At 69.8% G+C, this 19,578-nt stretch carries 13 protein-coding genes; 4 read left to right on the top strand and 9 right to left on the bottom strand.

What is annotated here, in order from left to right:
- Nucleotides 1–124 precede the first annotated feature (124 nt).
- From mfd to ABB55_RS00400, 4 genes are all read right to left on the bottom strand, one after another.
- The gene (mfd, locus tag ABB55_RS00415; protein ID WP_083463222.1) at nt 125–3,793 is read right to left on the bottom strand and encodes a transcription-repair coupling factor; all 3,669 of its coding nucleotides are present in this window, start codon (nt 3,791–3,793) and stop codon (nt 125–127) included.
- Nucleotides 3,794–3,913: 120 nt separating this feature from the next.
- The gene (locus ABB55_RS00410; protein ID WP_054361750.1) at nt 3,914–4,213 is read right to left on the bottom strand and encodes an FAD assembly factor SdhE; all 300 of its coding nucleotides are present in this window, start codon (nt 4,211–4,213) and stop codon (nt 3,914–3,916) included.
- A gap of 160 nt (nt 4,214–4,373) precedes the next feature.
- On the bottom strand, nt 4,374–6,722 hold the full coding sequence (locus ABB55_RS00405; protein WP_054357039.1) for a leucine-rich repeat domain-containing protein: 2,349 nt from the start codon (nt 6,720–6,722) through the stop codon (nt 4,374–4,376).
- Nucleotides 6,723–7,153: 431 nt separating this feature from the next.
- Nucleotides 7,154–8,176, bottom strand: coding sequence for an AraC family transcriptional regulator (locus ABB55_RS00400; RefSeq protein ID WP_054357038.1), 1,023 nt, complete (start codon nt 8,174–8,176; stop codon nt 7,154–7,156).
- A gap of 203 nt (nt 8,177–8,379) precedes the next feature.
- On the opposite strand from ABB55_RS00400, the gene ABB55_RS00395 reads away from it, so the two are divergent.
- Both ABB55_RS00395 and ABB55_RS00390 read left to right on the top strand, forming a co-directional pair.
- A complete protein-coding gene (locus ABB55_RS00395; protein WP_054357037.1) occupies nt 8,380–9,867 on the top strand; it encodes a flavin-containing monooxygenase in 1,488 nt (495 codons plus the stop codon).
- A gap of 44 nt (nt 9,868–9,911) precedes the next feature.
- Nucleotides 9,912–10,361 (top strand): cupin domain-containing protein, encoded by a 450-nt coding sequence (locus tag ABB55_RS00390; protein ID WP_054357036.1) that lies wholly within the window; start codon nt 9,912–9,914, stop codon nt 10,359–10,361.
- A gap of 63 nt (nt 10,362–10,424) precedes the next feature.
- Here ABB55_RS00390 and ABB55_RS00385 read toward each other — a convergent pair whose 3' ends face one another.
- Nucleotides 10,425–11,534, bottom strand: a complete 1,110-nt coding sequence (locus ABB55_RS00385; RefSeq protein ID WP_054361749.1) for an anhydro-N-acetylmuramic acid kinase — start codon at nt 11,532–11,534, stop codon at nt 10,425–10,427.
- Nucleotides 11,535–11,664: 130 nt separating this feature from the next.
- Here ABB55_RS00385 and tyrS point away from each other — a divergent pair, with 130 nt between their 5' ends.
- Nucleotides 11,665–12,918, top strand: coding sequence for a tyrosine--tRNA ligase (gene tyrS, locus ABB55_RS00380; RefSeq protein WP_054357035.1), 1,254 nt, complete (start codon nt 11,665–11,667; stop codon nt 12,916–12,918).
- Nucleotides 12,919–13,173: 255 nt separating this feature from the next.
- A complete protein-coding gene (locus ABB55_RS00375; protein ID WP_054357034.1) occupies nt 13,174–13,938 on the top strand; it encodes a helix-turn-helix transcriptional regulator in 765 nt (254 codons plus the stop codon).
- A gap of 176 nt (nt 13,939–14,114) precedes the next feature.
- On the opposite strand, the gene iaaH is transcribed toward ABB55_RS00375, so the two are convergent.
- The 4 genes from iaaH to ABB55_RS00355 all read right to left on the bottom strand — a co-directional run bounded on the left by iaaH (nt 14,115) and on the right by ABB55_RS00355 (nt 19,463).
- Nucleotides 14,115–15,605, bottom strand: a complete 1,491-nt coding sequence (iaaH, locus tag ABB55_RS00370; protein WP_083464023.1) for an indoleacetamide hydrolase — start codon at nt 15,603–15,605, stop codon at nt 14,115–14,117.
- A gap of 519 nt (nt 15,606–16,124) precedes the next feature.
- A complete protein-coding gene (locus ABB55_RS00365; RefSeq protein WP_054357033.1) occupies nt 16,125–16,445 on the bottom strand; it encodes a hypothetical protein in 321 nt (106 codons plus the stop codon).
- Nucleotides 16,446–16,630: 185 nt separating this feature from the next.
- Nucleotides 16,631–17,359, bottom strand: a complete 729-nt coding sequence (locus tag ABB55_RS00360) for a helix-turn-helix transcriptional regulator (protein ID WP_054357032.1) — start codon at nt 17,357–17,359, stop codon at nt 16,631–16,633.
- Between the two features lie 16 nt (nt 17,360–17,375).
- Entirely contained in the window at nt 17,376–19,463 is a 2,088-nt protein-coding gene (locus tag ABB55_RS00355; protein WP_054357031.1) for a molybdopterin oxidoreductase family protein, read from the bottom strand.
- Between the last annotated feature and the right edge of the window lie 115 nt (nt 19,464–19,578).

Here is a 19,578-nt window from a genome sequence, read left to right as displayed (position 1 = left end):
GGCCCGGATCGGCCCTGGCTTGGCCGAGGCCTCCTGCCCGCGCGCGCCGCATGCGATCCGGCGCGCCGCGCCCCGCCGACAGGTCGCGCCCCACGGGCAGGCCACCCAACGGCAGGCCGGCGGACTATCGCCCGCGCTTGCCCTTGCCGATCGAGCTCAGCGACGGGAACCGGCCGCGCGGGACGACCGGCGGCGGGGCCGGCGGCGGCGTCGGTTTCAGGTTGAGCCGCTTCGGGTCCGCCGGCGCGCTCGCGGCCGGGGCCGGCTTGCCCTTCTGGGCGGCCGGAACCGGCACGTCCTTGCCCTCGGCGATGCGCACCAGCTGAGTCAGCACAACGGCAGCGCCCTTCAGCCGCTGCTCGGCCTCCGGCCAGTCGCGCGACAGGACGATCTTCTGGTCGGGCCGGATCTTGGCGAGCGAGCCCTGCTCGCCGATCCAGCGCACCAGACCGGCGCCGTTGGCGAACTTGTTCTCGCGGAACGAGACCACCACGCCCTTCGGCCCGACATCGATCTTGTCGACATGGGCGCGCCGGCACAGGCCCTTGATGAAGACGATCTTCAGGAGATGCTCGACCTCCTCCGGCAGCGGGCCGAAGCGGTCGATCATCTCCGCCCCGAAGGCGTCGATCTGCTCGGTCGTCTCCAGGTCGGCGAGGCGCCGGTAGAGGCCGAGGCGCAGTTGCAGGTCGGCCACATAGGTCTCGGGGATCAGCACCGGCGTGCCGACCGTGATCGAGGGCGACCACTGCTCCTCGGCGACCGCGTCCGGCTCGCCGGACTTCAGCGAGGCGACCGCCTCCTCGAGCATCTGCTGGTAGAGCTCGTAGCCGACCTCCTTGATGTGACCGGACTGCTCGTCGCCGAGCAGGTTGCCGGCGCCGCGGATGTCGAGGTCGTGGCTGGCCAGCTGGAAGCCGGCGCCGAGGCTGTCGAGCGACTGCAGCACCTTCAGCCGCCGCTCGGCCTGCTGGGTCAGCGGCCGGTCGGCCGGCACGGTGAACAGCGCATAGGCGCGCAGCTTCGAGCGGCCGACGCGGCCGCGCAGCTGGTAGAGCTGGGCGAGGCCGAACATGTCGGCGCGGTGGATGATCAGCGTGTTGGCGGTCGGGATGTCGAGGCCGGATTCGACGATGGTCGTCGACAGGAGCACGTCGTACTTGCCCTCGTAGAAGGCGTTCATCACGTCTTCCAGCTCGCCCGCCGCCATCTGGCCATGGGCGGTGCAGACGCGCACCTCCGGCACATGCTCGGCCAGGAACGTGGCGCGCGCGGCGAGATCGGAGACGCGCGGCACGACATAGAAGCTCTGGCCGCCGCGATAATGCTCGCGCAGCAAGGCCTCGCGGATCACCAGCGGATCGTAGGGCGAGACGAAACTGCGCACCGCGAGCCGGTCGATCGGCGGCGTGGCGATGACCGAGAGTTCGCGCACGCCGGTCAGGGCCAGCTGCAGGGTGCGCGGGATCGGCGTCGCGGTCAGCGTCAGCACATGCACGTCGGCCTTGAGCTCCTTCAGCCTTTCCTTGTGCTTGACGCCGAAATGCTGCTCCTCGTCGACGATCAGCAGGCCGAGATCGCGGAACTTGACGCTCTTGGCGAGGATCGCGTGGGTGCCGACGACGATGTCGCAATGGCCGCTTTCGAGCTTCTGGCGGGTCAGGTCGGCATCCTTGGCCGAGACCAGCCGCGAGAGCTGGCCGACGCGGAACGGCAGGCCCTTGAAGCGCTCCGAGAAGGTGCGGAAATGCTGGCGCGCCAATAGCGTCGTCGGCACCACGACGGCGACCTGCTTGCCGGAACCCGCCACCGTGAAGGCCGCGCGCAGCGCCACTTCGGTCTTGCCGAAGCCCACGTCGCCGCAGACCAGACGATCCATCGGCCGCCCGGCGGCCAGATCCTCGTGCACGGCCTCGATCGAGGCCAGCTGGTCGTCGGTCTCCTCGTAGGGGAAGCGCGCCGCGAACTCGTCGGCGAGGCCTTCGACCGGGGTCAGCACCGGAGCCGGCTTCATCAGGCGGGCGGCGGCGGTCTTGATCAGGCTGTCGGCGATCTCGCGGATGCGGCTCTTCATGCGCGCCTTGCGCGCCTGCCAGGCGACGCCGCCGAGCTTGTCGAGCTGCACCTCGGTGTCGTCCGAGCCGTAGCGGGTCAGGAGTTCGATATTCTCGACCGGCAGATAGAGCTTGTCGCCGCCCTGATAGACCAGTTCCAGGCAGTCATGCGGTGCGCCGACCGCCGTGATGGTCTTCAGGCCGGTGAAGCGGCCGATGCCGTGATCGACATGGACGACGATGTCGCCTTCCGAGAGGCCGGAGACCTCGGTCAGGAAGTCCGAGCCCTTGGCGCGGCGCTTCTTCGGGCGGACCAGACGGTCGCCGAGAATGTCCTGCTCGCCGATCACGGCCACGTCGTCGAGCTCGACGCCGGCCTCGATGCCGAGCACGCCGACCCCGACCGCGCCCTTCGGCAGGGCCAGCAGTTCGGGGAAGGTCTTGACCGGCTTCAGGTCCTTCAGGCCGTGGTCGCCGAGCACCTGGGACAGGCGGTCGAGCGCGCCGTCGCTCCAGGCGGCGATCATCACGCGCCGGCCGGCCTTCAGCAGTTCGCCGACATGGGCGACGACCGCGTCGAACACGTTGACGTCGCCGGCCTGGCGCTCGGTCAGGAAGCTGCGCCCCTGCCGGCCGCCGAGATCGACCGTGCGGGTCGGACCGTCCGGCACCGCGAAGGGGGTCAGGGCCGCCGTGCGCCGGTCCACCATCCGGCTGCGCCATTCCTCGGCCGTCAGATAGAGCGCGGCCGGCTCGACCGGCTTGTAGGGCACGGCCCCCGGCTGCGGCGTGGACTGCGCCTCCCGGCGGGCCTGGAAATGCTCCTCGATCTGCCCGAGCCGCTCGGTCAGCGTCTCCTCGACATGGGCTTCCAGCGCGACGGTCGCCTCGCCCAGATAGTCGAACAGCGTCTCCAGCCGCTCGTGGAACAGCGGCAGCCAATGTTCCATGCCGGCATAGCGGCGCCCCTCGGAGATCGCCGCATAGAGCGCGTCGTCCTTGGTGGTGGCGCCGAAGCGGGCGACATAGGCGCGGCGGAAGCGGCTGATCGTCTCCGGGACGATGGTCACCTCCGACATCGGCAGCCATTCCAGCCGCTTCAGCTGGCCGGTGGTGCGCTGGCTCTCGGCATCGAACTTGCGCACCGATTCCAGCGTGTCGCCGAAGAAGTCGAGCCGCACCGGGCTGTCGGTTCCGGGCGCGAAGAGATCGAGAATGCCGCCGCGCACGGCATATTCGCCGGTCTCGCGCACGGTCGGGGTGCGGTTGAAGCCGTTATTCTCCAGCCAGCGGACGAGGTCCGCCATGTCGACGCGGTTGCCGGGCGCGGCCGCGAAGGTCTCGGCGGCGACCATGCTGCGTTCCGGCACGCGCTGGACGATCGCATTGACGGTCGTCAGCAGCACGACCGGCCTGGTCGTCGCCTGCGGGCGGACCAGGCGCGACAGTGTCGCCATCCGGCGCGCGACGATCTCCGGCGTCGGCGAGACCCGGTCATAGGGCAGGCAATCCCAGGCCGGGAAGGTCATCACCTGGATGTCGGGCGCGAAGAAGCCGAGCGCGGCCTCCAGGCCCGCCATCCGGTTGCCGTCGCGGGCCACCGCGACAAGGCTCGGGCGCCCGTCCTTGGCGCCGGAGGCCCGTGCCAGATCGCCGATGGCCAGCGCTTCGAGGCCGTCCGGCAGGCTCGCCAGCGTGACATGGTCGGTGCGGTCGAACAGACCCTTGAGCGGCTTCATCGGAGCGTCCGGACTGGAAGGGGGAATGTCTGCGGGTGGTCTCGCACCGCGCCGCGCGAGAGGTGCGTGGCGCGAGGGGCGCGCGTGCGGTCGGCGCACGCGGCCCGGACGATCGGTGGATCAGCGGAACACGATCCCGCCCGGCGCTGTCTGGAAGGCCTTCAACTGGCGGAAGACCGGCGTGTCGTAGTTGCCGGGCGTATCCTGGCGGTCGATGATCCAGGCGAAGAGGTCGGTGTCGGGCACCTCCATCAGCTGGACGAAATCCTCGAAATCCGCCTCCGACAGGTCCGCCAGATGCGCGTCCGCGAAGGTGCCGAGCAGGAGATCCATCTCCTTCGTCCCGCGATGCCAGGCGCGAAACAGCGCCCGCTTGCGCGCGGGCGCAAGCCCGTCGGAGGAGATCTGCGTGCCGGACATGGAGAAAGCCTCGCGAAAATAGCAGACGGCCGCCGGCGCCGGATCGGGCACCGTCGGTGATGGACGGCATCCGCCGCGAGCCGAGATATAGCGCGGGACGGCGGGGATGTCAGGTGGGGGGAAGGGCGCGGGACTTGCGGAATTCGTCGGCTTCGCTTTCCTAATAGTCGAACCAGGGCGTAGCATCTCCTGCTAATCGATGCACCGCACCATCCGGATCGATCCGGCAGGGAACATCGGGCAAGGGCCGGTCGGGCGGCCAGGTCGCCTCTCGCAGATCCAGTTCTTCCAAGGAGGCGGGGAGCGATGCCGCTGACCGGCGCAGGTCGAGCCCCGTCAAGCGCAGTTGAGCAAGATGCGGCAGACGGGACAGCGGCGATGCGTCCGAGACGCCGGTGCCAGAGAGATCAAGCGTCTCCAGCGCCGTAAGGCTTGACAGCGGCGATACATCCGTCACGCCGGTCTTGGCGAGACTGAGCGTCTTCAGCGCTGTGAGGCCGGACAACGGCGACAGGTCCGTCACGTCGGTGTCGGTAAGATCTAGCGTCTCCAGCGCCGTCAGGCCGGATAGCGGCGACACATCCGCCACGCTGCTATTGCTGAGATGGAGCGACACCAGCGCTGTGAGGCCGGATAGCGGCGACAGGTCCGTCACGCGGGAGTTGAAGAGATGGAACTCCGCCAGTGCCGTAAGGCCGGTCAGCGGCGACAGGTCCGTCACGTTGGTGTTGCTGAGATTAAGCTCCTCTAGTGCCGTGAGGCTGGATAGCGGCGACACATCCGTCACGCCGGTGCCAAAGAGAGAGAGCGTCCCGAGCGCCCTAAGGCCAGACAGCGGCGACACATCCGTCACGTGTGTGTTACCGAGACGGAGCACTTCTAGCGTCGTAAGGCCAGAAAGTGGCGACACATCCGTCACGCCCGTGCTGCGGAGATCGAGCCTCTGCAGCGCCGTGAGGCCGGACAGCGGCGACAGGTCCGTCACGCCGGTCCCGGATAGATTGAGGTGGCGGATATGAGGAGCCCAGGCCGACGGCGGAGCCACGCCGGCCAGGATCAGCGTCCTCGCCTCGGCTTCGTAGTCGATCTCGCCGCCTTCCTCCGTGTCCGCGGAACCGTCCACAGTCGAAACGTCAGGAAGCACCGTGCGCGCAGCTGGCACCGGCTTGCGGCTGAGCATGTCGATCGTGCCGCCGATCAGGCGGCGGATGTCCTGGTGGCGGGCGGCGAAGTCGGCGATGGGGGCGCAGTGCGCCTGCAGGAAGGTCGCAGCCTGCCTTACCCATTCGAGATTGGCATCGCCGGCTATAGTCGACAGGACCCAAACGCCGCCGCCAACCGTGCCAACCTCGCGCAAGGCCGACACCACCGCGCGCGCCAGCGCGCCGATGGCATTGGCGCCGACACCCGCTGCGGCGGCCACCACTTCCGCAGCCGGCGTGGACGCCTCCGGGTTCGGGTCGTCCGGGCCCGGTAGCGGCCGCGACGCGGCAGCGAGGATCGGGCGAGCCGAGGGCGCGAACGGCGCTCTTTTATCCGCGAGTTTGTCCAGCGCCGCCCGCGTGACGACTGCCTCGGCGACCGGATCGGCGATCTCGCGGGCGCTCTCGCGGTTGCGGGCGCTCAGCCCGCGCCATTCCTGGAAGCCGAGACCGTAGAGCTCGACCAACCCGAGCAGCTTGTCGATGCCGGCGAGCAGGTCCGGCTCGATCGGTTCCGTCATCGTACCGGGAGCCGGCGGCGCGGCGAAGCGCGCCTGCAGGGATTCGAGACCGAGTTTGGCCACCCAGAGACCGGTAACATCCGTGCCGGCGACGGTGTCGCCAAGGAAGGTCTTCAGGTCCTGGTATTCGTCGAAGACGCTCGGATGCGTGTTCTGCAGTCCGGCGATGCGGCGATCGAGGCGATCGGCCGCCCGCTTCACTTGGCCATGCAGATTCGCCTGCCCCGGATCGATCCGCTCCGCTGCCGCCGGGGGATCGTCGACCGGCGCGAAGCCGTCCGGTGTCAGCCCGAAGGTCGGGCCGGGCGCAGGGTTGAAGCGCGGATCCGGCGGCTGACGCAGCCAGGTCGCGATCGCGGCCTCGCTTTGGACGATGACGGCATGCCAGCCGTCGCGCTGGGGGTGCCAGTCGCGCACGGGAAGGAGATCCCGATTGGCATCCGACGGCATCGCCTGCCGCGCGCCGAAGCGACGCTGCCAGCTGCATTTTTCCAGGATGACGGTCAGCACCAGCGCGCCGCGGCCGCGCTCGGCCTGCTCGATCGCCGGCGCCTCGCTCTCGGTGATGTAGGTGGAGGCGAGAGACGCGGCGGAGACCAGTTGGACGAAGATGTCGGAGTCTGCAATCGCCCGCCGGATGCTGGGGTCCCACCGCTGTCCGGCCTGGATCTCCGCATCCCACCACAAGGTCAGCCCGAAATGACGAATCGTGTCCGCCAGCCACATCCGAAGCTGTTCGGCGGCCTTGGCGTCCTGATGCGCGTAGGAGACGAACACCTGCGTCATGCAACGATTTTGACCGACCCGCGGCACCGATGCAACCGAAGCGGAGAGCCGCCGGAGCGCGGGGCCGGACCCGAGACGGCTACTCTGGCGCCCGAAGACGCACCCCACCGGACCTTCAGGAGTTGCCCTCCATCGAAACCCACCCCCTTCCCCTTCGCCCCCCTCAGGGGGGAGAAGGTGCCCGAAGGGCGGTTGAGGGGGACGATACCGCAGGTTTCACGCGACCCGCGGTCCTGGCCCCCTGCCGAACCGAAAAGCCAAACGATGCTGCGGCCTTACACCCCCTCATCCGGCCTTCGGCCACCTTCTCCCCCCTTCAGGGGGAGAAGGGGATGCCGCGAGGGCGGAGCGAGCGCGGCTGCGCTTGACCGGTCGGTCACGGTAATGCCGGGGCGTGGGCTCCGGCGACGATCGGTCCCGCCCGGCGCCCGCTACGAAACGGAGCGTCCGGTCAGTTCTGCGGCGCGCCGGAGGGTGACGCTCGGGGGCTCGCCGAAGGCGGTGCGGTAGTCGGTGGCGAAGCGGCCGAGATGGCCGTGTCCGGTCGCGAAGGCGACGGCGCCGACCCCCTCCCCGGCCTCCCCGCTGCCGAGATGGAACCGCGCCAGCGCGAGCCGGCGGCGGCGCCAGTATTGCAGCGGGCTGGTCCCGAACCGGTCGCGGAAGGCGAGTTGCAGGGAGCGCACCGAGCAGCCGGCGGCGCCCGCCACATCGGCGATCGTGAACGCGCCGGCCAGATGCGCATCGATGAAGCCGCAGGCGCGGCGCAGCTGCCGGGACGAGGGCGGTGCCCCGGCGGCGGCGATGGCATGCTGGACGTTGCTCGGCTGCCCGTTCAGCAAGGCGGCGATCAGGCCTTCCTCGATCAGGCGCTGCCGCGCCGCATCGCCCCCCGCATCGCGCGAGGCCGCAAAGGCCTGCCCGGCCTCGGCCGCAGCGAAGCAGGCCAGCACCAGCGTGCGGAAATGCGCCGTTACCGGCCGGTCGAAGCGCAATTCGGGCTCGAACAGGATCGGCGCCGACAGGTGATGCCCGGTCAGGCTCTCGGCCACGCGGGTCAGCGCGGCGCGGTCGATGCGCACCAGGAGCTTGGTGCAGGTCTCCGACCAGCGCATGCGCGTGTGCAGCGTCGGATTGAGGATCGTGCCGAGGCCGGGCGCGACCTGCACCGAACGGCCGCCGTTGCGCACATCCGCGCTTCCCTCCACCGGCATCTGCACCAGATAGAAGCTCGACAATTCGCCGGGCTCGATCGCGACCGGCGCGCCGTAGCGCAGATAGTTGAGCGAGACCTCGCGGCCCGGCGCATGATTGTGGATGGCGGCCAGCCGGGTGGCCGGTCGGTCCAGATCGAGACGATGCGGACAGAAGGCGCGCGCCACGAAATCGCGCGCCTCGTCGAGGGCCTCGGATTGGAACAGTCGCAGGGCGCCGAGGCGCTCCCTTGACGACATGGCTTGGCCATGCGGCATATCCGGAATTGTACGAGGGCTGAGCCGGCTTTCAACCCGAATTGCTTTGATCTTGAAATTTTCGCTTTCCGGATAACGCCGGCGTGCCGACCGGCCGCATGCTCCTTGTCGGCGGGTCGTTCGGCTCGTCGTCGGGACCCGGGATGGTCCCGGCCTTGCGTCGGTTTCATCGGGCGGAGGGGCTCATGGTCGCGCAGAAGACGATCGCCGTGATCGGTGCCGGCGTTAGCGGTATCGCCGCCGCCAAGGCCTTTGCGGCTCGCGGGCACAAGGTGACGGGCTTTGAAGCCGGAGAGGTCTTCGGCGGGGTCTGGGACCCGGCCAAGTCCTATCCGGACGTCCAGACCCAGTCGCCGAAGGAACTCTATCGCTTCACCGACATGGCCATGCCGGACGACTATCCGGAATGGCCGAAGGGGCCGCAGGTGCAGGCCTATCTGGACGGCTACGCGCGGCAGCATCGCCTGGCGCCGCTGTTTCGCTTCCGCACCCGTGTCGACGCCATGGAGCGGCGTCCGGACGGGCGGCCCGGCTGGCGCCTCTCGGTGACCGGCCCCGCCGGCGCCACGACCGAGGATTTCGACTTCGTCGCCGTCGCGGTCGGCAACTTCTCCGAAAAGCATCTGCCGGAATTCGGCGGCGAGGACCGCTTCCGGGCAGCCGGCGGCACCCTCCTGCACTCGTCGGACTATCGCGATCCCGCGCAGATTCGCGGCCGGCGGGTGGTGGTGCTCGGGGCGTCGAAATCGGCCACCGACATCGCCGTCAACGCCGCCCGCAGCGGCGCGAAGGCGGTGACGCTGGTCTGCCGCGAGGCGGTCTGGCGGGTGCCCTATTTCGTCGGCGGCATCAACTTCAAGCGCCTGCTCTACATGCGCGCCCAGGAGATGCAGTTCAACGGCTGGGGCCGGACGCCGGCGCAGAAGCTCCTCCAGGCGCTGACCGCGCCGCTCGTCTGGGCCAATTTCCGCGGCCTGGAGACGCTTCTGAAGCTGCAGCTGGGCTTGAGCCGCTGGGACATGGTGCCGGACGTGCCGATCGAGAAGGACGTGTCCTGCTCGATCCCGATCGTGACGCCCGGCATGTTCGAGGCGTTCCGGAGCGGCGCGATCCGGCCGGTGCGCGGCACCTTCGAGGGCTATGACGGGACAGGCCCGCGTCTGACCACCGGCGAGACGATCGGCGCCGACGTGGTCATCCTGGCGACCGGCTGGAAGGGCAGCCTGCCCTTCCTCGGCGAGCCCTGGCGGTCGCGGCTGATCGCCCCGGACGGGCTCTACCGGCTGCACCGCTTCGCGGTCAATCCGGACCTGCCCGAGCTCGGCTTCGTCGGCTTCAATTCGAGCTTCTGCACGGTGCTGACCTCCGAGATGCTGGCCGAATGGCTGGTGCGTTTCGCCGACGGCCAGCTCGCGCGCCAGCCGAGCCCGGCGGCGATGGCGGCCGATATCGAAGCGATGCTGCACTGGCGCCGCGAGGAGCGCCCGGCGGCGCGCAAATATGGGGGCTTGTGCGTCGCCCCGTTCCACTTCAAGCATTTCGACGAGCTTCTGGCCGACATCGGCGCGACGATCCGCAAACGCGCCAACCCGCTTGCGGAATATTTCTCCTTCCCGGATGCGCCGTCCTTCGGACGCTATCTCGCCTCGGCGCCGCAGTACCGGGCGGACTGAGCCCATCACCAGGCCCGAAAGGGCCGCCACCAGGAGGATACCGCATGAGCGATCTGGAAAAGGGAATCACCCGCAGCGGCGAGGGCTATGCCGGCACCCAGTGGAACATCCTCGGCCAGCTCTATTTCCCCAAGGCCAGCTGCGAGTCGACCTTCGCCTTCGAGACCAACAGCGATCCCGGTCAGTTCGTGCCGGTCCACATCCATCCGACCCAGGACGAGTTCATCCTGGTGCAGGAAGGCGTGCTCGACCTGAAGCTCGACGGCGTCTGGACCCAGGCCAAGGCCGGCGATCTGGTGCGCATGCCGCGCGGCATCCCGCACGGCTATTTCAACAAGTCCGACAAGCCGGCGCGCGCGCTGTTCTGGGTCTCGCCGGCCGGCAAGCTGGAAGACCTGTTCATCGCGCTCAACGACCTGACCGACGTGGCCGAAGTGGTGCGCCTCTCCGCCGCCCACGATGTCGACTTCCTGCCGCCGGAAGCCAGCGCCTGAACGCAGCCGCACGGGACACGAACAAAGCCGGGACGACGGCATCGTCCCGGCCGGAAGCCACCGTCAGGCGAGCGCCAGCACCCCGCCGCGGCAGGGATGCGGCACGCCGGTCGTGCCGGGATAGCTGAGCGGCAGTCCCTCGAGGTGGCGCACCGCCAGGAAGGCGAAGGCCTGCGCCTCCAGGAAGTCGGTCGACCAGCCGATCTCGGTCGCCGCCACGACGCGCGTCTGCGCGCGCTGGCTAATCATCGCCAGGAGGGTCGGATTGCGCGCGCCGCCGCCCGCGACGACCAGCGTCTCCGGCCGGCGCGGCACCACGGCCAGCGCCTTGGCGACGGTCGCGGCCGTGAAGGCGGTCAGCGTCGCCGCCCCGTCCTCGACCGACAATCCGGCGACGGGCGCCCGCGAGAAGGCGTTGCGGTCGAGCGATTTCGGCGGCGCGGCCTCGAAATAGGGATCGTCCATCAGGCGGTCGAGCGCAGCCGCGTCGACGCGGCCCGATGCGGCCAGGCGCCCGTCCTGGTCGAGCGTGCGGCCGGTCTTCTCCAGGCACCAGTCGTCGATCAGCGCATTGGCCGGGCCGGTGTCGAAGGCGATCAGGTCGTCGGCACCGGTGCCGGCCCCGCCGATCCAGGTCAGGTTGCCGACGCCGCCGAGATTGAGCACGCCGACCGGCCAGGCGAGACCGGCGCGTGCCGCCAGCGCCGCGTGATAGACCGGCACCAGCGGGGCGCCCTGCCCGCCTGCCGCCACGTCGGCGGCGCGAAAATCGTAGACCACCGGCACGGCGCAATGCCGCGCCAATGCCAGCCCGTCGCCGATCTGCACCGTCAGCCGGCGCGAAGGATCGTGGAACACGGTCTGGCCGTGGAAGCCGACCACCGAGACGGAATTGCGGTCGAAACCCTCCTGGGCGAAGAAGCGCGCCAGCGCATCGGCGTGCGCCTCGGTCACCACCCGCTCGGCCTCGGCCAGGACCGGCGGCCGCTCGGCGCGATCGCGCAAGGCCGGGCCGGCGGCGAGCGCCGCACGCAACAGCCCGCGCTCGGCCTCCGAATAGGGCCGGAACAGGGTCGGACCGAAATCGCCGACCACGACCCCGTCGGTCTCGATCGCGGCCACGTCGACCCCGTCCATCGAGGTGCCGCTCATCATGCCGACGGCCAGCCGCAGGTCGCTCACGTCATTCGCCCGTTCACGTCTGGCCTCACCGGGTGAATTCCCCCGCATTCGGTGCTATGGACCCGTCTCCGCCGCGCCGTCCCGTCATGGCCGCGCCGCAGGTCCACAGGGTTCACGCATCATGACCGGTTTCAAGTCCGACTTCCTCCGGGTTCTCTCCGAACGCGGCTTCATCCACCAGATCTCCGATCCGGAGGGGCTGGATGCGGCTTTCGCCAAGGGGCCGGTGACGGGCTATATCGGCTTCGACGCGACGGCGACCAGCCTGCATGCCGGCTCGCTGATCCAGATCATGCTGCTCCACTGGATGCAGCAGACCGGCAACCGCCCGATCGCGCTGATGGGCGGCGGCACGACCATGATCGGCGATCCGTCCTTCAAGGACGAGGCGCGCAAGCTCCTCACCATCGAGGACATCGAGCACAACCTCGCCGGCATCCGGCAGGTCTTCGCCAAGTTCCTGCGCTTCGGCGCCGGGCCGACCGATGCGCTGATGATCAACAACGCTGACTGGCTCCTGAAGCTCAACTATTTGGAATTCCTGCGCGATGTCGGCCGGCACTTCTCGGTCAACCGCATGCTGAGCTTCGATTCGGTCAAGCTGCGGCTCGACCGCGAGCAATCGCTGTCCTTCCTCGAATTCAACTACATGATCCTGCAGGGCTACGACTTCGTCGAGCTGAACCGGCGCACCGGCTGCGTGCTGCAGATGGGCGGCTCCGACCAGTGGGGCAACATCGTCAACGGCATCGATCTCGGCCACCGCATGGACGGCGTGCAGCTCTACGCGCTGACCTCGCCGCTCCTGACCACCTCGTCGGGCGCCAAGATGGGCAAGACGGCCTCCGGCGCGGTCTGGCTCAATGCCGACCTCCTGTCGCCCTACGACTACTGGCAGTACTGGCGCAACACCGAGGACGCCGATGTCGCGCGCTTCCTGAAGCTCTACACCACCCTGCCGATGGCCGAGATCGCCCGCCTCGCCGCGCTCGGCGGCGCGGAGATCAACGAGGCCAAGAAGGTGCTGGCGACCGAGGTCACCGCCCTGGTGCATGGCGCTGCGGCGGCGCATGAGGCGGCCGAGACGGCGCGCAAGACCTTCGAGGAGGGCGCGCTCTCGGCCAACCTCCCGACGATCGACATCCCGGCCGACGAACTCGCCGCCGGCATCGGCGTCCTCGCCGCCTTCGTCCGCGCCGGCCTCGCCGCCTCCAACGGCGAAGTCCGCCGCCTCCTGTCCGGCGGCGGCGTCCGCGTCAACGATGAGGCCGTCACCGACGACAAGGCCCGCCTGACGCCCGCCGACCTGACCCCGGAGGGCGTCGTCAAGCTGTCGCTCGGCAAGAAGAAGCACATCCTCGTCCGCCCGGTCTGAGCGGCGGGGCCGTCGGCATCTGGCAGGCCCCATCTGAACGGGATCGGACAGGCGCGGCGCGGGCCGGGCCTTCCGCGCGCCGGTCGCGCGGGCTACAGTCGGGTCGCGCCCCTTGCGGCCGCCCGACCGCATCCGCTTGCGCGCTTCGGCGCGACGGCGGCCGGCTTTGGCGGCGCGGGACGGTCGGTGCCGGACGGTCGGCGCCGGACGGTCGCCGCACCGCGGCGCGGATGCCCTGCCGACGGGAGGGAAGCCATGCATCTGACCTTCGACCAGTCGGCCGATCTGGCGCGTCTCTTCTCGCTCTTGCATGAGGAGGACGAGGAGCGGACGATCCGGCTCAAGGTCGGCGAGCTTCTCTTGCGGTTGACCGGATCGGACTATTTCGCCTCCTTCGTCTGGGACGAGGCGAGCCGGCGCTTCGCCCGGCGCCTGCAGATCGGCATGGACGAGGCCAATCTCGATCGCTACGACCGCCACTTCCAGTATCGCGATCCGATCACGCCGGCGCTCAAGCAGCGCGCCGCGCCGACCCTGGTCTCGGCGATCATGCCGCGCGCGGACTTCGTCCGGACCGAATTCTTCACCGATTTCCTGGCCCGCGACGGCCTCGCCTATGGCGTCAACATGTATTGCGTCGACGGCGTGCGCCATGTCGGCGACCTGCGCCTGTGGCGGGCGAGCCGCCGCGGCGATTTCGATACCGACACGGTCGACCTGCTGGCGCTGATCCGCCCGGCCCTGTCGCGGGCGCTCGCCAAGGCGCGCGATCGGGCGGGGTCTCCGGGCGTGCCGTCGATCCGGCTGTCGGCCCGGCAGCAGGCGATCGCCAAGCTGGTTGCCGCCGGCGCCTCCGACAAGGAGATCGGCCGCCTGCTCGGCATCGCGCCGACCACCGTGCGCAGCCATGTCGACCAGCTCAAGGAGCGGCTCGGTGTCGCCCGCCGCTCCGCGATCGGTGCCGCACTAGCCGAGGCCGGCCTGACCGATGTCGGCACGGCGGCGGCACCCAAGGGCTGAGGCCGCCGTCCGGACCCTCGTCGGATCAATAGTGCCGACGGTCATGCAATGACCGTCGGCATTCGATACGCGAATTTCTCATGCCGCTGACGCCTGTGAGAAATTCACGTTCCTTCAACGGCCCGATGCGTCAGCATCCCGGGCCGTTGGCATGCTGCCGCATCCCTATCGTCGGCTCACTTCGGCGGCGCGAGCGTGCCGAAGATCGCCTCGAGGGCCTGGCCGAGCGCCAGCAAGCGGCGGTCGGAGCCGGCGGGGCCGTCCAGTTCCAGGCCGACCGGCATGCGGCTCGACGCCGTCAGCCCGATCGGCAGGGTCAGCCCCGGCAGCCCGGCATTGCTGCCCGGATCGGTATTGCGGATGAAGGTCAGGAACACGTCGAGCGCGCTTGTCTCGGGCCCGGCCGTCAGCGCGACCTTCGGCACGGTCGGGAAGATCAGCGCGTCGATCCGGTTGTCCGCGAAGGCCTTGGCATAAGAGGCGATCAGCGCCGGCCGGCCGGTCGCGATGGCGGCCTCGTAGATCGGCTTGGCGTCGACCAGACCGTTCGGCCCGGGCAGCTTGCGCGGGAGGACCAGCCCGTCATAGGTGCCCTTCACGTCCGGGCTCTTGATGGCCGCCGCCACGCTCGCCACCGTCACGCCGGGCGCGTAGCGGGCGAGATAGGCGGCAAGATCGTCATAGGCCTCGTAGAGCGCGACCGGGAAGCTGACCGCCTGGTTGAGCGCGGCCAGATCCTTCAGGTCGACGCGGACGATCTCGACGCCGGCCGCCTCCAGCCTCCCCAACGCGGCCTTGAAGACCGCGTCGGTCTCCGCGTCGAGCCCCGCCGTCATGGCGGCATCGATGCCGAGCCGGACGCCCTTCAGCTCCGCCTTGCCGATCGCCGGCGCGCCGGTCACGACCCGGTCGATCAGTTCGAGGTCGGCGACGCTGGCCGCGATCGGGCCGACCGTGTCGCGGGTATGCGAGATCGGCACGACGCCGTCCTGGGCATAGCGCAACAGGGTCGGACGCAGGCCCGCGACGCCGTTGATGGCGGCCGGCAGGCGCACCGAGCCGCCGGTATCGGTGCCGAGCCCGGCCGAGACCGCGCCGGCGCCGACCAGCGCGCCGGTGCCGCTCGACGAGCCGCCGGCCATGCGGCTCGGATCATAGGCCGCGCGCACGCCGACCTGCGGGCCGGTCTGGTAGGTCGGGTTGTAGCCGGAAATGCCGAAGGCCAGTTCGTGCATGTTGGTGGTCGCGACCGGGATCGCCCCGGCGGCGACGAGGCGGTCGACCACCGGCGCGTTGGCGGCCGAGACGATCCCGGCGAGCGCGGGTGTGCCGGCGGCGGCCGGCAGGCCGGCGATCTGGATATTGTCCTTGACCACGAAGGGGATGCCGGCGAGCGGCCCGAGCGGCTTGCCTTCGGCCCGCGCCTTGTCGACGGCCTTCGCGGCCGCCAGCGCCCGCGCCGCATCGAGCCGCGCGACCGCATTGAGCGCGGAAGCCTTCTCGATCCGCTGCAACGCCGCGCCGACCGCCTGCTCGGCCGTCGTCCGGCCCGCGGCGATTGCCGCGGCCAGTTCGACCGTGGTCTGCCGACGTTCTTCGGCCTCGGCCGTCGAAACGGTGCCGGCGACGAGCGCCAGCGCGACGATATGGCGATGGAATCCTGACATGGCGGACATGCCCTCCTCTGGACCGATCCGGCCATTGGAACGCTGCCGCACCCGCCGCGCCATCCTCAAGAATGAGGAGGGGCGGCGGATCAAAGGGAGGCGGTCAATCCGGCAGCCGATCGGCCAACCCGGCCGCTACCGCGATCCGCTGCCACAGCCAGTGGATGGCGTGTGGACACCTGCGGCCCGGCTTGTGGACGAGCCCTGAACAACTGCTCGGGACCCACCCTGTGGGACGATCCTCAGGGATACGGTAGCGCATGACTTTTCTCGTCTGACCGACAGGGAAAAGGTGGAACCGCTGCGGCACACGGCCGGGCCTGCGATCCGCTGCCGCCGCCTGTGGACGACATGTGGAAAACAGCGACCGGGAATGTGGGCAAGCGCTGGACAACCCGTCCCGCCTCGGCGCCACGCCCCCTCAGTCCGCAGTATAGGACGCCGCCGTCTCTCCGATCGAGAGAAGGGCAAGGCAGGGCGGGATCGGAGACGACGGGCGCGGTCGGCAGGCCGCTCCGCTCACTTCGGGCAGCGGGCCGAGGTTTCGGTGACCGTGCGGATCCAGGCGTCGGGCAGTTCGGTCAAGGTGGCGATGTCGGGATCCTTGACGGTCTTCAGGAAGCGCTCGGCGGCGCAGGTGCAGGAATCGACCAGCTTGCCCTTGTCGACGCCCTCGCGCCCGTTCAGGCCATAGATGCAGTAGTCGGCGAGAGACCGGCGGACCAGGTCGCGGGTGACGGGCTTCTCGGGGATGCCCTCTGCGGCGGCAGGCGCGAGGGGCGCAAGGAGCAGGACGGCGGCGACGGCGAGGCGGCTGCAGGTGGCGAGACGGGACGACATGCACGAACTCCGGCAGCGGCCACACCCCCCGCGGGCCGCATCATGGGAACAGGCTCGCCCCGCCGGTCTCCGCAGCCGTTGGCGTGCGCGGGGCCGGACGAGGTCGAATTCGGCGATCGGTGTCCTGACGGACCGACACAGTCGGTGACAGGCCGGCTCCCTCTAATCCATGCCTGCACCATCCCTCAAGGGGCCGGCGACGATTTCTGCGACGTAGCGTCATGGCGCGACCTTTCTGCCGCCATTTCCGCTTGCCAGCTTTTCAGGAGGACGGAACGCCGGGCCGGGTAGCGCTGGTCGAGTTCGGTCATCCGTTCGATGCGGTCGGCGCGGAAATGGCGGAACCCCTGGCGCAACTCGCACCAGGCGACGACCATCCGCGCCGCCTCCATATAGCCGACCGCGATCGGCCAGATGACGCGCTCGGAGGGGCGGTCCTGCAGATCGCGATAGGCGATCTCGAGCTTGCGCCCCGCGCGCAGGGCGCGCCGCACGACGGCGAGGTCGATCCGGTCGCGCGGCGGTTCGCGATAGTTCGGCGCGAACACCGAGGCGTCGGAGAAGACGGGCTTCAGGGCCGGGGGCAGGACGGCGAGGATCTTCGCGGTCGCGTCCTCGGCGGCGCGCACCAGACCCGGATCGCCGCGATCGCGCACGAAGCGGGCGCCGAGCATCAGGGCCTCCAGTTCGTCGGCGGTGAACATCAGCGGCGGCAGGTCGAAGCCCGGATCGAGCACGTAGCCGATGCCGGCCTCGCCGCGCACCGGCACGCCGGTTGCCTGCAGGTCGATCACGTCGCGATAGACGGTGCGCACCGAGACGTCGAATTCGCGCGCGATCGCCTCCGCGGTGACCGGATGGCGGTGCCGGCGCAGCATCTGCACCATGGCAAGCAGGCGTTCGGTACGGTTCATGGCCGGTGCGGCCCCATCACGCCGCGCGGATCCAGACCTTGTTGTCGTGGAAGGCGGCGCCGCCGAAGGGCGCGACCGGATCGGCGCCCGTCAGGGTGTTGATCCCCTCCCCGCCCTCGAAGGCCGCGTTGGGCTGGATGCCCTCGGTCACCAGCACGCCCGGTTGCACGCCGTCGAAGAGCTTGAGCGCGAGCACGACCTCGCCGCGCGGATTGCCGAGACGGACGCGGACCCCGGCGGCAAGGCCCAGCCGGGCCGCGTCGTCGGGATGCATCAGCACGGCCGGGGCGCCCTCGCGCTTGCGGCCCGACGGGGTCTCCGCGAAGGTCGAGTTCAGGTAGCTGCGCGCCGGCGGCGTCACCAGCCGGAACGGATGGACCTCGTCGGCCGCCTCGATCACCGCCCAGTGGTCGGGCAGCGCCGGCAGGTCGCCATGTGGACCCATCGGGCCGTCATTGGGCGCCTTGACCCGCGTCCAGTCCGGCTTGAAGCGGAACTTGCCGTCCGGATGGCCGAAACCGTCGAGATAGTGGGCGCGCTCGAATTCCGGCTGGCAGTCGATGAAGCGCTTCTCCTCCAGTTCGGCCAGCGTGCCCCAGCCGGAATGGCTGAGCAGCCAGTCGATATGTTCGCGCGGGCTCATGCGGAAGCCGCGATGCTCGAAGCCGAGCCGGCGGGCCAGTTCGACATGGACGAAATGGTTCTCGCGCGCCTCGCCGGGCGCCTCGACCAGCTTCGGGCCGAGCAGGATGAACTGGTGCCCGCCGCCGCGGTAGATGTCGTCGTGCTCCAGGAACATGGTCGCCGGCAGGACCACGTCGGCCATCCGGGCGGTGTCGGTCATGAACTGCTCGTGGACGGCGACGAACAGATCCTCGCGCGCGAAGCCCTGGCGGACGAGGCGCTGCTCGGGGGCGACATTCACCGGGTTGGTGTTCTGCACCAGCATGGCGGTGACCGGCGGGCCGCCGCGCAGGGCCTGCGCGTCGCCGGTCAGGATGGCGCCGATGCGCGACTGGTCGAGATTGCGGATCGAGCGGTCCTTGAGGTCGGCGCCCTCGATCAGCGTCTTGTCGAGATGGTAGATGGCGCCGTTATTGTGGAAGGCGCCGCCGCCCTCGTGCGGCCAGAGCCCCGCCACGGTGGCGATCGAGGCGGCCGCATGCATGGCGACGACGCCGTTGCGCTGCCGGGCGAAGCCGTAGCCGAGGCGCAGGAAGGTGCGCTTGGTGGTGCCGATCGCCCGCGCGAAGGCCTCGATCTCGGCGACCGAGAGCCCGGTGATGGCGGCGGCCCATTCGGGCGTGCGGGTCGCCAGATGGGCTTCCAGCTCGGCGGGCACGTCGGAATATTGGGCCAGATAGGCGCGGTCGGCGAGGTTGTCGCGGAACAGGACATGCATCACCGCGCAGGCGAGCGCGCCGTCGGTGCCGGGGCGCAGGAGCAGCGCCATGTCGGCCTGCTCCATGGTCGCGTTGCGGTAGACGTCGACGACCGCGATCTTCGCGCCCCGCTCCTTGCGGGCCCGGATGGCGTGGGTCATCACGTTGACCTGGGTGGCGACCGCGTTGGTGCCCCAGATGACGACGAAATCGGATTTCGCCATCTCGCGCGGATCGGGTCCGGCGAGACGCCCGGTGCCGGCGATATAGCCGGTCCAGGCCATGTTGGTGCAGATGGTGTCGAACTGGTTGGAATAGCGGCCGGCATGGCGCAGCCGGTGGATGCCGTCGCGCTGCACCAAGCCCATCGTGCCGGCATAATAGTAGGGCCAGACCGCCTCGGATCCGTGCTGCGCGGTCGCCGCCACGAAGGCCTCCGCGATCCGGTCGAGCGCCTCGTCCCAGCTCACGGGCCGGAACTGGCCCGACCCCTTCGGCCCGGTGCGGATGAGCGGCACGGTCAGCCGGTCGGGATGGTGGATGCGCTCGGCATAGCGGGCGACCTTGGCGCAGATGACGCCGGCCGTGTAGTCCATATCCTCGGAGCCGCGCACGCGCCCGATGGTGCGCTCGTCGAGGATTTCGACATCGAGCGCGCAGGTCGACGGGCAATCGTGCGGGCAGGCCGAGTGGCCGATGCGGACGGGGACGGGACGGTTCATGACGGCTCCGGTCGGATGAGCCCGCCAGTCTAGGCGATGGCTCCGCCGCATCAACCGGCAATGTTCCGCCGCAACCCTGCCCGGCCGTCTCCGTGGCACGGGCCGGTCCGGCCGG

The sequence above is a fragment of the Prosthecodimorpha hirschii genome (genome assembly GCF_001305515.1).
GTDB classification, from domain to species: Bacteria; Pseudomonadota; Alphaproteobacteria; order Rhizobiales; family Ancalomicrobiaceae; genus Prosthecodimorpha; species Prosthecodimorpha hirschii.
Note: the sequence above shows the minus strand (reverse complement) of the source record. Positions and strands in the feature narration are given on the sequence as shown.

Coding starts and splice junctions, on each gene's coding strand:
- mfd (WP_083463222.1), bottom strand. CDS start 3,793: ATGAAGCCGCTCAAGGGTCTGTTCGACCGCACCGACCATGTCACGCTG.
- ABB55_RS00410 (WP_054361750.1), bottom strand. CDS start 4,213: ATGTCCGGCACGCAGATCTCCTCCGACGGGCTTGCGCCCGCGCGCAAG.
- ABB55_RS00405 (WP_054357039.1), bottom strand. CDS start 6,722: ATGACGCAGGTGTTCGTCTCCTACGCGCATCAGGACGCCAAGGCCGCC.
- ABB55_RS00400 (WP_054357038.1), bottom strand. CDS start 8,176: ATGTCGTCAAGGGAGCGCCTCGGCGCCCTGCGACTGTTCCAATCCGAG.
- ABB55_RS00395 (WP_054357037.1), top strand. CDS start 8,380: ATGGTCGCGCAGAAGACGATCGCCGTGATCGGTGCCGGCGTTAGCGGT.
- ABB55_RS00390 (WP_054357036.1), top strand. CDS start 9,912: ATGAGCGATCTGGAAAAGGGAATCACCCGCAGCGGCGAGGGCTATGCC.
- tyrS (WP_054357035.1), top strand. CDS start 11,665: ATGACCGGTTTCAAGTCCGACTTCCTCCGGGTTCTCTCCGAACGCGGC.
- ABB55_RS00375 (WP_054357034.1), top strand. CDS start 13,174: ATGCATCTGACCTTCGACCAGTCGGCCGATCTGGCGCGTCTCTTCTCG.
- iaaH (WP_083464023.1), bottom strand. CDS start 15,605: ATGTCAGGATTCCATCGCCATATCGTCGCGCTGGCGCTCGTCGCCGGC.
- ABB55_RS00365 (WP_054357033.1), bottom strand. CDS start 16,445: ATGTCGTCCCGTCTCGCCACCTGCAGCCGCCTCGCCGTCGCCGCCGTC.
- ABB55_RS00360 (WP_054357032.1), bottom strand. CDS start 17,359: ATGAACCGTACCGAACGCCTGCTTGCCATGGTGCAGATGCTGCGCCGG.
- ABB55_RS00355 (WP_054357031.1), bottom strand. CDS start 19,463: ATGAACCGTCCCGTCCCCGTCCGCATCGGCCACTCGGCCTGCCCGCAC.